General features: G+C 74.0%; 6 protein-coding genes. All 6 read left to right on the top strand.

The features are described from left to right. The first annotated feature begins 408 nt into the window (after positions 1–408). Positions 409–810 (top strand): ribosome silencing factor, encoded by a 402-nt coding sequence (rsfS, locus tag rosag_RS14190; protein ID WP_284350803.1) that lies wholly within the window; start codon positions 409–411, stop codon positions 808–810. A 62-nt stretch (positions 811–872) separates the two neighbouring features. Beyond that, positions 873–4,160, top strand: coding sequence for a hypothetical protein (locus rosag_RS14185; RefSeq protein ID WP_284350802.1), 3,288 nt, complete (start codon positions 873–875; stop codon positions 4,158–4,160). A 152-nt stretch (positions 4,161–4,312) separates the two neighbouring features. Next, positions 4,313–5,869, top strand: a complete 1,557-nt coding sequence (locus tag rosag_RS14180) for an SPOR domain-containing protein (protein ID WP_284350801.1) — start codon at positions 4,313–4,315, stop codon at positions 5,867–5,869. Then, complete coding sequence (locus rosag_RS14175) at positions 5,866–7,251, top strand: hypothetical protein (protein ID WP_284350800.1); 1,386 nt, start codon at positions 5,866–5,868, stop codon at positions 7,249–7,251. The genes rosag_RS14180 and rosag_RS14175 overlap by 4 nt, the downstream gene beginning before the upstream one ends. Then, on the top strand, positions 7,252–10,860 hold the full coding sequence (gene smc / locus rosag_RS14170) for a chromosome segregation protein SMC (RefSeq protein ID WP_284350799.1): 3,609 nt from the start codon (positions 7,252–7,254) through the stop codon (positions 10,858–10,860). Positions 10,861–10,877: 17 nt separating this feature from the next. Beyond that, the gene (locus rosag_RS14165) at positions 10,878–11,966 is read left to right on the top strand and encodes a hypothetical protein (protein ID WP_284350798.1); all 1,089 of its coding nucleotides are present in this window, start codon (positions 10,878–10,880) and stop codon (positions 11,964–11,966) included. The last annotated feature ends 28 nt before the right edge of the window (positions 11,967–11,994 follow it).

Raw genomic sequence — 11,994 nt, 5'->3', positions numbered from 1 at the left:
TACTGCCTGAGGAGATCGAAGTCGGACTTAGTTACAAGTACACGCGGAGTTGCAGAACTCGACCGACGGTAAGGTCTGGGTCATCAAGCAGTGAGTCGCGCGCCGCGGCTCCGGCCGCGGCGTCGCGCATGATCTGCCCGACCAGCACGTCCGGCGGGGGCGCGCGTCGACATCGACGCTCGCCCCCGTCTTGCATCGTTCGCCAGTGGCGTGCGGCGTCCGGTAGGGACGGTGCGCGCGTCGGTGTTCTCCCGAGGAGCACCGGCGCGGCGTCGTCGCCGCCGCGCGAACACGCGTGGTGCAGGCGTGGTTCGCCTGCCGCTTGCGCGCCCCTGGCCCGACCGGAACATTGCCCGAAGCCCCGGGTAAGCCCGGCGGTTCTGCCCGCTACAGCCCCTTCGATCCGAGATGGCGACGACCTCGAAGCTCCCGGCCGCCGCGGCGGCCCGCCGTGCTGCCCTGCTGGCCCTCGACCTGAAGGCCAACGACGTGATGCTCCTCGACCTGAAGGGCGTCACCGACATGACCGACTTCTTCGTGGTCGCCAGCGGCACCTCGGACACGCACGTGCGCGCGGTGGCCGAGCACGTGATCGCGGAGTTGAAGAAGGAGGGGGTGTCGGTGCACCACGTGGAAGGGCTCACGCAGGGCCGGTGGGCGCTGCTCGACTTCGTGGACTTCGTGGTCCACGTGTTCCACCCCACTCTCCGCACGTTCTACCAGCTCGAGCGGCTGTGGAGCGACGCGCGGGAGGTCCCGCTCGACCAGACCGCCGGGGCAGGCGCCCCGGCACCCCAGGGGGCACCGTGACACTCGGGAACCGGGTCCGCGCCGCAGCCACGCGCACTGCCGCCCGCGTGGTGCGGCGCGCGATGGCCTGCGCCACCGCCTGCGCCGCGCCGCTCGCCGTCGCCGCCCTGGCCAGCACGCTCACGAGCGTGCCGGCCGGGGCGCAGCTGTATTTCGGCCAGAACCTGGTCCAGTACGACCGCCTGAACTGGCGCGTGCTCGAGACCGAGCACTTCCTCCTCCACTACTACCCGGTGGAGAAGGAGGCCGCCTACGACGCCGCCCGCATGGCGGAGCGCTCGTACGCGCGGCTGTCGCGGCTGATGCAGCACCAGTTCCGCGAGAAGAAGCCGATCATCCTGTTCGCGAGCCGCGGCGACTTCGCGCAGAGCAACGTCTTCGGCGACCTGGGCGAGGGCACGGGCGGCGTCACCGACCCGCTCCGCCAGCGCATGGCGCAGCCGTTCACGGGCGACTACCGGTCGTTCGAGCACGTGCTGATGCACGAGATGGTGCACGCGTTCCAGTTCGACATCTTCTCGCGCGGCCGCGCGGGCGCGAACCTCCAGACGCTGGCGCAGGTCAACCCGCCGCTCTGGTACATGGAGGGCATGGCCGAGTTCTTCTCGCTCGGCTACGACCACCCGCAGACCGACGCCTGGGTGCGCGACGCGGCGATCAACGGGAATCTCCCGAGCATCCGGGAGATGACCGAGCGCCCCGACCAGTTCTTCCCGTACCGCTACGGCTTCTCGCTCTGGCAGTACGTCGGGCAGCGCTGGGGCGACCAGGCCATCGGCGAGATCATGAACGCGGTGCCGAACCTCGGCATCGAGCGCGCGTTCAAGCGCGAGCTGGGCCTCTCCCTCGACGAGCTCTCGGACGAGTGGAAGGAGGCGATGCAGCTCAAGCACCTGCCGCGCATCGCGGAGCTCGACCGCGCGCGCAAGTTCGCGCAGCCGATGCTGACGCAGCGGCGGACCGGCGGCATCGCGGACCTCTACATCGCGCCCGCGCTGTCGCCCGACGGCAAGCAGATCGCGTTCATCTCGTACGGCAACTTCCTGCGCGGCGAGGTCTTCCCCGACCTGTACCTGGCCGACGCGCAGACCGGCAAGCGCATCAAGCGCCTGGTCAAGAGCACGACGAACTCCGACGTCGAGGAGCTGCGCCAGCTCTACTCGCAGTCGAGCTTCTCGCCGGACGGCCGCTTCCTCGCCTACACGGCGCAGCGCCGCGGCAAGGACGTGCTCTACATCCTCGACGTCCGCAAGCGCGAGACGATCCGGCTCATCGACATCCCCGGCATCGAGCAGGTGCTGAGCCCCAGCTGGTCGCCCGATGGGCGGCAGCTGGTCATCACCGGCAACGTCGGCGGCATCACGGACCTCTACCTGATCAACGCCGACGGCACCGGCCTGCGGCAGCTGACGAAGGACCGCTACGGCGACATGCAGCCGTCGTGGTCGCCCGACGGCAAGACGATCGCCTTCGCCAGCGACCGCGACACCGACTTCGAGGTGCTGCGGCTGGGCCGCTGGAAGGTGTCGCTCTACGACCTGGCGGCGAACACCGTCACCGAGATCCCGGGCCAGGCGGGCCTCAACATCAACCCGCAGTGGGCGCCGGACGGCCGGTCGCTGATCTTCGTCTCCGATCGCACGGGGACGGCGAACCTGTTCCTGTACGACCTCGACGCGAAGGAGCACTACCAGCTCACGAACGTCGTCGGCGCGGTGAACTCGCAGACCGAGTTCTCGCCCGCGATCAGCTGGGCCCACCAGGCCGACCTGCTGGCCTTCGTCTACTACGAGAAGGGCACCAACAACGTCTGGTCGATCCGCAACCCGCGCCTGCTGAAGAAGCAGCCGTTCCGCGAGCGCGCCGTCACGCCGACGATTGCCGGCGGCGTGCCGGGTGCGCCGGGCGCCACGCCGGGCGTCGCGGCCGCGGGCACGCCGACGGTCGCGCAGGCCCAGGCGCCGGCTGCCGACACGACGCCCGAGAGCCGCTCGCTCTACCGCACGCCGGCGGCGACCTTCCGCCTGTCCGAGGCGCTCCCCGCGGGCGCCGGCACGGGTGCCGCGCCGCTGAGCGTCAGCGCGATGCTCGACAGCGCCGCGCTCTCGCTCCCCGACACGGCGCGCTTCAAGGACACGCGCTACAAGGCCGGCTTCCAGCCCGAGTACATCTCGCAGCCGCAGGTCGGTGTCGGCACCAACGCCAACTACGGCCAGCAGCTCTACGGCGGCACGACCATCGTGCTCGGCGACCTGCTGGGCAACCAGCAGCTCGCGATCAGCGCCGCGGTGAACGGGCAGATCTCCGACGCGCAGGTGTTCGTGGGCTACACGAACCTCGCGCGCCGGCTGCAGTACACGACGGGCATCTCGCAATTCCCCGTCTACTACTACAGCGGCCAGGGCAGCATCCAGGACGTGGGCGGCGGGCTGGCGGCGGTCGAGGACAACTTCGTCCGGCAGACGTGGCGCGACGCGTTCTGGCGCGCGCTCTACCCGTTCGACCGCTTCACGCGCATCGAGGCCGGCGCGCGGCTGACGAACATCACGAGCTCCACGCTCCCGATCAACACGATCTACGATCAGGGCGGGAACATCGTCGACATCGTGCGCGGCAACTCGCGGCGCATCGCGTCGGCGTCGATGGTCGCACCGTCGTTCGCCTTCGTGCGCGACAACGCCCTGTTCGGCTACACGGCGCCGATCATGGGCTCCCGCCTGCGCTTCCAGGTCGAGCCGCAGCTCGGCACGTGGCGGTGGGTCGACTACCTGCTCGACTACCGGCGCTACGATCCGATCCTGTTCAACTTCCTCACGGTCTCGACGCGCGCGTTCGCCAGCATCACCGCCGGCCGCGACGAGTACCAGTGGAACAAGTACCTCGGCCGCCCGGACTTCATCCGCGGCTACAACCGCGAGAACTACGCGGAGGGCTGCGGCGCCCCGCCGCCGGGCACCGATCCGTCGGTGATCGAGAGCGCCTGCGGGGCCGCGCGGCTGTTCGGCAGCCGCCTGGCGATGTTCAACGCCGAGCTGCGCTTTCCGCTGATCCGCCGCTTCGACCTGGGCGTGCTGCCGATCGCGCTGCCGCCGGTGGACGCGCTGGTGTTCTACGACGCGGGCGTGGCGTGGACGGGCAACGCGCCGCCGGGCGGCCAGTCGCAGACCGTCTCGCTCAAGCGGCCGGCCGAGTACAACCTGTTCACCCAGCGCTACCCGCTGCGCAGCTACGGCTACGGCATCCGCTTCAACCTGTTCGGCTTCGCGATCCTGCGCTGGGACTACGCGTGGCCGCTCGACTCGCCGAACCGGAAGCCGTTCGGGACCTGGTTCTTCGGGCCGTCGTTCTGACCTGCCGGCACGCTCGCCGCTCGACGCTCCACGCTCGCCGCTCGCTCCGCCCTCGGGACGGGGACAGCGTCGAGCGTGGAGCGTCGAGCGTTGAGGGGTACGTCACGCTCCCGGGGTTCCCGTAACTCCCGCCGGCCCCTAGCTTTGTCGCCGTGCGCCCGCCCGTCATCCTCCTGGCGGCGTCAGTGCTCGCCGCCTGCGGTCGCTCCGACCGCGCCCCCGCCTCCGAGCCCGGCGCCTCCACCGTAGCCTCCCGCGGGCCCGATCCCGTGCTGCTCCGCGTGCCGCGCAGCGGCGGGCGCGTGACGGCCGCGATACTCCCGCGCCTCGACTCGGTCGTCTGGCGCTCCAGCGAGCCCGCGCCCGCGCTCGCCCGCGTCCTCGCCTTCGACGTCGAGAGCGGCATGCTGGCCGTGATCGACACCGCCGGCCGGCCGACGCGCATCGACCTGCGGCTGGGCACCGTCCGCACGGCGTCCAAGACGCCGCTGACGGCGCTCGCGGCCGGCCAGGGCGGCACCTTCTTCGGGCTCGCGGCCGACGGCAGCGTCACGCGCCTGACTCCCAGCGGCGACGCGTGGAAGCTCCCGCTCCGCGTCCCGGCCCAGGAGCTGTACCCGCAGCGCGACGGCAGCGTCCTGGCGGCCGGCGTCCGCGGCGGCACGGGCTACGTCTGGCGCCTGCGCCCGCCCACGACGCGCATCGGCGACTCGGCCACGGTCGCGGGCGGCGGGCGCGCGGTGCGCACCGGCTCCGCGGAGCGTGTCTACTTCGCGGCCGGCTCGGAGCTGCACGGCGTCCGCAGCCGCGACCTCGCCGCGGTGCCGGCGGTCTCGCTCGACGGGCCGGTGCGCGCGATCGTCGCGACGCCCAGCGGCGACCGCATGTACGTCGCGCTCGAGGGCTCGGGCGAGGTGGCCGTCGTCGACCGCTTCCGCGACGCCGTGGCGCGCACGATCACGCTGCCCGGCGAGGTCCGCGAGCTGCGCATCGACGCGCTCGGGCGTTACCTGCTGGCGCGCCCCGCGCGCGGCGACTCGGCCTGGGTCGTGGCGGTCGGCACCGACCGCGTGGTGGGCAGCGTCGCCGGCGCCTGGCGCGACGACCTGCCCCTCGTGATGCCCGACGGCGCGATCGCGACCGCCACCGGCGACGACGTCACGCTCCTCGACGGCGCATCGCTGCAGCCGCGCGACACGGTCGCGAAGGGCGCCGCGGACTTCTGGCACGTCGTGCTCTGGAACGGCTTCCGCCCGCGCTCCGCGGAGCTCGACAAGCCGGTGACGTTCGGCGGCGGCGAGAGCGCCGCGGACACCGCGGCCGCGGACACGACCGCGATGCCCGCGGACACGCTCGCGCCGCCCCCCGACACCGCGACGCCCGCCCCCACGCCGCCCGAGACGACGTCGGTGCCCCGCCCCGCCCGTCCCACGGTCCCGCCGCCGAACGGCGCGTCGCCCGGCGAGGTCGCGCTCCCGCCCGGCGAGGGCTACACGGTGCAGTTCGCGGCCGCCGACGACGAGCGCGAGGCGCGCGCCGTGGTGCGCCGCGTGACGCTGCCGGGCCGCCCGCTGCGGGTGGTGCCGGCGACGCGCGGCGGCCGCCGCTTCTACCGCGTCGTCAGCGGGCCGTTCGCCTCGCGCTCGGACGCCGAGCGCGCCGCGCGGACGACCGGCATGCGCTTCTGGGTCTACGAGGGCGCGCCGTGACGGAATCCGCTGCCGGTACGCTCCCCGTCTGGCACGACGAGGGGCGCCGCGTCGCGTCGGCCCTGGACGCGGTCGGCTCCGCGCTCGTCGTCGGCCGTGATCCGGAGATCGCCGCCTGGGTCGCCCTCGGCATCGCGCGCGCGCAGGCCGAGCAGCGCCGCGTCGCGGTCGCGGACCTCGTCGGCGAGGTCGCGCCGCTGCAGGCGCTCGTCGACCGCGACGAGGATCCGCACGGCATCTCCGACAGCTTCCTCTACGGCGTCTCGCTGAACAAGATCGCGCGGCCCGCCGACGCCGCGGGCAACCTCTTCGTGCTGCCGAGCGGCAGCGAGGCGGTGGCGGTCGAGGAGATCTTCCGCAGCGATCGCTGGCGCCGGCTCGCGAGCGGCTTCCGCGAGGTGGGCGCGCTGCTGCTGCTGGTCGCGCATGCGGACACGCCGGGGCTCGACGCGCTCGCGACGTCGGTGGACGGCGTCGTGCTCGCGGGCGACGCCTCGGGCGCGCTGCCGGACGCCGCGCCGCCGCTCGCCGTCGTCGGCGCCCCCACGCGCCGCCCGCGGCCGTCGGTGGGCCGCGCGATCGGCGGCGCGAAGGACGCGCGCGACGTGCGTGAGGCGCGCGAGTCGCGCGCCGACGCCGCGGAATCCGAGACGATCGCCGACGGCACGCGCACGCCGCCGAACCGCCTCGCGGCCTATGTCGTCGCGGCGGTCGCGCTGCTCGCGCTCGTGGCCGCGGGCGTGCTGTTCGCGCGCCAGCGCGCGCGCGGCGACGCGGGCCCGCGGATGGCCGCGGCGGTGAGCGACTCCGCGCGCCGCGCGGCGGCCGACTCCGCACGCGCGGCCGCCGCGCCGCCGCCGCCCGACACGCTGCCGAGCCTCGCCGTCGAGAACGCGGCCGACACGGTGGACCGCGCGATGTACACCGTGCAGACCAACTCGGCGAGCACGGAGACGTCGGTGCAGCTGCCCGCGAACGTCGACCGCGCGACGCTGCCGGCGCAGGTGATCGCGCCCGTGCTGCTCGAGAACCGGCCGTGGTTCTACGCGTACGTGGGCGCCTTCCGCACGCGCGAGGAGGCCGAGGCGCTGCGCGACAGCCTCGCGTCGCGCCGCGTGCTGGGCGACGAGTCGGGCGTCGTGGAGCGCACGCCGTTCGCGTTCCTCATCGCCGACAGCGTGCCCGCCGCGCAGGCGCCGCGCCGCATCGCGGAGCTGGAGCGCCGCGACATCCCGTCGTATCCGCTCGCACGCGGCAACGGGCTCGTGGCGCTGTACTCCGGCGCGTTCCGCACGCAGGACGAGGCGGCGTTCCACGCCCGTACCCTTCAGTCGGCGGGGATCCGGCCGCGGCTGGTCTATCGAACCGGGAGAAGTCTGTAAGTGCGCCTGACCAAGCTGGAGCTGCAGGGCTTCAAGAGCTTCGCCGACCACACGTTCCTGCAGTTCGACAAGGGCGCCACGGCCATCGTCGGACCGAACGGCTGCGGCAAGTCGAACGTCTCCGACGCCATCCGCTGGGTGCTCGGCGAGCAGCGCGCGCGCATGCTGCGCGGTGGGAGCATGACCGAGGTCATCTTCCAGGGCTCGTCGGCGCGCCGTCCGGTGAACGTCGCCGAGGTCTCGCTGCACTTCGACAACCGCGAGGGCACGCTTCCGGTCCCGTTCAAGGAGGTCGTCATCACCCGGCGCCTGTCGCGCTCGGGCGAGAGCGAGTACTTCCTGAACCGCACCGCGTGCCGCCTGCGCGACATCCAGGACCTGATGCGCGGCACGGGCCTGGGCGCGGACAGCGGCGTCGTCATCGAGAGCAAGATGATCGACGCGCTGCTCTCGGACCGTCCCGACGACCGGCGCGAGCTGTTCGAGGAGGCGGCGGGCGTGGGCCTCTACCGCGACCGTCGCCGCAGCACCGAGCGCCGCCTCGAGGAGACGAGCGTCGACCTGTCGCGCCTCGATGACCTGATCAACGAGGTCGCGAGCCAGACGCGCGCGCTCGCGCGCCAGCGCAAGCGCGCCGAGCGGCACGCCGAGCTGACCGCGCGCCGCTTCAACGTCGAGCTGACGCTGGCCGGCCGCGAGATGGCGGAGTGGAAGGACGAGCTGGCGCGCCTCGACGCGCGCCTGGCGGAGCTGCAGCTGCTGAACCCGCAGGCCGAGGCGACGCTCGCGGAGTTCGAGCGCGCGCGCGAGACGGCGCAGCAGACGCGCGCCAACGCCGAGGCGCAGCGCGCGGAGCTGGCGCGCATCGTGGCCGCCGAGCGCCAGACGGTGCTGCAGCTGCAGGGCGAGCTCGCGGTGGCCGAGGAGCGGCAGCGCAACGCGACGTCGCGCCGCAGCCGCGCCGAGGAGGAGCAGAAGGAGGGTGAGGCGCTCGGCCTGCGCGTGGCGGAGGAGCGCGAGCGCGCGATCGCCGAGCGCGCGCAGTGCGAGGAGACGCTCTCGGGCGCGGCGCAGGAGCTGGCCGAGCGCGCAGCGCTGGAGGAGGAGACGCGCCGCGCGGTGGCGTCCGCGCGCCAGCGCGTGGAGCAGGCCGAGCGCGCCGCGCGCGAGCTGCGCGAGCAGGCGCGCCGCCTGGAGATCGACCGCGAGGCGACCCAGCGCGAGGAGCAGGAGGTGGGGCTCCGGCGCGCGGCGCTCGACACCGAGCTCGCCGCGCTGGCCGACCGCATGGAGAGCGTGCAGCGCGAGATGGCCGCCGCCGCCGAGGCGCTGGAGCTGGCGCGCGAGCAGGTGGCGCAGGCGCAGTTCGAGCTGGACGAGGCGCGGCTCGCGGTGCGCGCGGCGCGCGACGCCGAGGCGGGCGCGCGCGCGGAGCTCGCGCGCGCCGACGAGATGCGTACGTCGATCCAGGGCAAGATCAACGGGCTCGAGGCGCTGGAGCGCGACCGCGTGGGCCTCGCGCCCGCCGCCGCGCGACTGCTCAAGGAGCGCCAGCAGTTCGGCGACGGCGCGGTGCTCGGGCCGCTGTCGGACTTCGTGACCGCGGGCAGCGAGGCGGCCGCGCTCGTCGAGCGCTTCCTCGGTGCAACCGTGCACGCCGTGGTCGTGCGTGACCGCGACGTCGCGGACCGCATCCGCGGCTGGCACGCGGCCGCGAACCTCGGTCCCCTGCTCCTCCTGCCGGCCGACGCGATTCCCGCGACGTCGCCCTTCGCGAGCGCGACGACGCCCGACGGCATGGCCGTGGACGCGACGGGCCTCGCGGCGCGCGTGCGTGCCGCGGAGCCGGCCGGCAGCTGGGTGCGCGCGCTCCTCGGCGGCGTCGAGGTGCTGGGCGAGGGCAGCGCGTTCGTGGACGCGCGCGGCGCGATGCTGCTCCCCGGGCAGACGTCGGGCCCCGGTCCGCTGCGCCGCCGCGCGGAGCTGAGCGACCTGCGCGCGCAGCTGGAGCAGAGCGACGCGCGACGTGAGGAGGCGCGGCAGGCGCTGGAGGGCGCGCGCGCCGCGCTGGCCGCCGCCGAGGCGCAGCAGGCCGTCGCCGCCGAGGCGTCGACGGTCGCGCAGCAGGAGGCGCGACGCGCGGACGACCAGCGCGCGGAGCTCGAGCGCCGCCGTCAGCGCGCCGATCGCGAGCTGGCCGACGCGCAGCAGCTGGCCGCGCGCCTGTCGCAGCGCGTCGACGAGCTGGCCGAACGCGCGCGGGTGCTGGAAGCGCGCGCGGGCGAGGCGCTGGCGCAGGCGGAGGCGCGCGAGCAGGAGGCCGCGGACGCGCGCGGCGCGCTGGCCGAGAGCGAGCACCAGCTCGAGACCGCGCGCGAGGAGCGCACCGTCTGGCAGGTGGAGCAGGCGCAGGCGCAGGCGCGCCTGCAGGTCGCGGTCGATCGCGAGCGCCGCCTGTCGCACGAGATCCAGACGCAGGCGCAGCGCCTCGAGTCGCTGCAGCGCGAGCTGTCGTCGCTGGCGACGGCCGACAGCGCGCTCGCCGAGCAGATGTCGGTGTGGGCGCTCGACCTCGAGTCCAAGCGGCAGCAGCTGCAGGACGTCGAGGAGCGGCTCGCCGACGCCGAGCAGGCCGTGCAGGGCGCCGACGAGGCGCTGCGCACCGCCGAGCAGGCGCTGGCCGACGTGCGCCGCAGCAACGGCGCGCTGGCCGACGAGTTCCACACCGCGTCGCTGCGCCACACGCAGCTGGCGGGGCGGCGCGATGCGCTGCGCGAGCGGCTGGAGACCGAGTGGCGCCGCCCGCTCGACGACCTGCTGGCGTCGTTCGAGCCGGTGGACGTGGAGGCGGACACTCTGCGCACGGAGCTCGACGAGCTGCGCGGGCAGCTGGAGCAGCTGGGCGTCGTGAACCCACTCGCGATCGACGAGCACGAGGAGGAGGTCCGCCGCCTCGACTTCCTCACCGGGCAGCGCACCGACCTCGCGCAGGCGCGCGCGTCGCTGCAGCAGGCCATCAAGGAGATCGACACGACGGCGCGCGAGCTGTTTCTGGCGACGTTCGCGCAGGCGCGCGAGAACTTCCGTCAGATCTTCATGACGCTGTTCGGCGGCGGCGAGTGCGACCTGCGCCTCGAGAACCCCGACCAGCCGCTCGACTGCGACATCGAGATCCACGCCAGCCCGCGCGGCAAGCGCACGCAGCGCATCCACCTGCTCTCCAGCGGCGAGCGCGCGCTGGTCGCGCTGTCGCTGCTGTTCGGCATCTTCCTCACGAAGCCCAGCCCGTTCTGCCTGCTGGACGAGGTGGACGCGCCGCTCGACGACCAGAACGTCGGGCGCTACGTGCGGATGCTGAACCAGTTCAAGACGAAGACCCAGTTCATCATCATCACGCACAACCCGCGCACCACCACCGAGGCGGCGGACGCGGTGTACGGCGTGACGATGCAGGAGCCGGGCGTCAGCTCGCTGGTGAGCGTGCGGCTGCGTGGCGGGCCGCAGGTGGATGCGGGGCCGACGGAGGCCCCGGCCGATGCAGCCGCGGATGCGGCGGTGGACGCGGAGAGCGACGGCGCGGAGCCGGAGCCCGCGACCGCGGCGACCTGACCGCGCGGTCGCGCACGGTGCATCGCACGTTCGCACGGGAGCGGCGCAGGTCGCTCCGGCTCGCGGTCGTCGCGCGCGCGCTCTTCGCGCTGGCGGCGGCCGCGCTGCTCGTGCCGGCCGGCGTCGCGCGCGCGCAGTCGCAGAGCGTGCAGGTCGTCCCGCCGGCGGCGGGCGGCGACTCGCTGCAGACCGTCACGCCGACCTTCCTGCTGCAGGCGGTCGCGACGGGCCCGGGCCCACTGCGCTTCCGCTTCGAGCTCGACACGACACCGCGCTTCACGCGGCCGCTGCTCGACACGCTCATCACGACCGGCGACAGCACCATCTCGGTGCGGCCGACGCGCGCGATCGACGGCGGCGTTCGCATCTGGTGGCGCGCGACCGTCATCAACCCCGCGGGCCTCGCGACGTCGTCGCCGATCGGTGGCCCGCGCCGCGTGCCGCGCTGGGTCACGCCGCTGGAGCCGTCGGGCTTCGCGGGCACCATCGTCTACACGCGGCGCCCGCGCTTCGTGTGGAGCAGCCCGCAGGTGGCCGAGCCGCCGGGGCCGTGGGAGTACCAGATCGACGTGTCGAACTTCGGCGTCGGCGTCGTCTCGCGCTCGACGCGCGACACCGTCTTCCAGGTCCCCGAGGGCGCGGAGCTGGAGACGAACGCCGGCTACACGTGGACCGTCACCGCGCGGCTGCCGCGCACGGGCCAGAGCTTCAGCATCACGCCGGGCACGTTCACGGTGCTCGACAGCCTCGTGGTGCCGACGGCGACGATCGTCTACCAGAACTTCCCCAACCCGTTCCCGAACGCGGCGCGCGACGCGACCTGCATCTGGGTCGACATCGCGCAGCCGACGCGCGTGTCGCTGGACGTCTGGACGCTGCGCGGCGTCCGCGTGCGGCGCCTGCTCCCCAACGCCGCCCTCGGCGAGCTGCTCGCGCCGCGCCGCTACGGGCGCGAGGTGCCCGGCAGCGGGCGCGGGTGCGATCCCGCGTTCGAGTGGGACGGGCGCGACGATCGCGGCGAGACGGTGCCCGCGGGCGTGTACTTGCTGCGCTTCCGGGCCCAGGGCGTGGAGACGGTGAAGAAGGTCGTCTTCCGCGGCCGGTGAACGAGCCCGTGAGCGAGCGGAGGCGCGC

Origin of the sequence: Roseisolibacter agri (assembly GCF_030159095.1) — a bacterium.
GTDB classification, from domain to species: domain Bacteria; phylum Gemmatimonadota; class Gemmatimonadetes; order Gemmatimonadales; family Gemmatimonadaceae; genus Roseisolibacter; species Roseisolibacter agri.
This window is presented reverse-complemented; position numbering and strand designations above follow the sequence as displayed.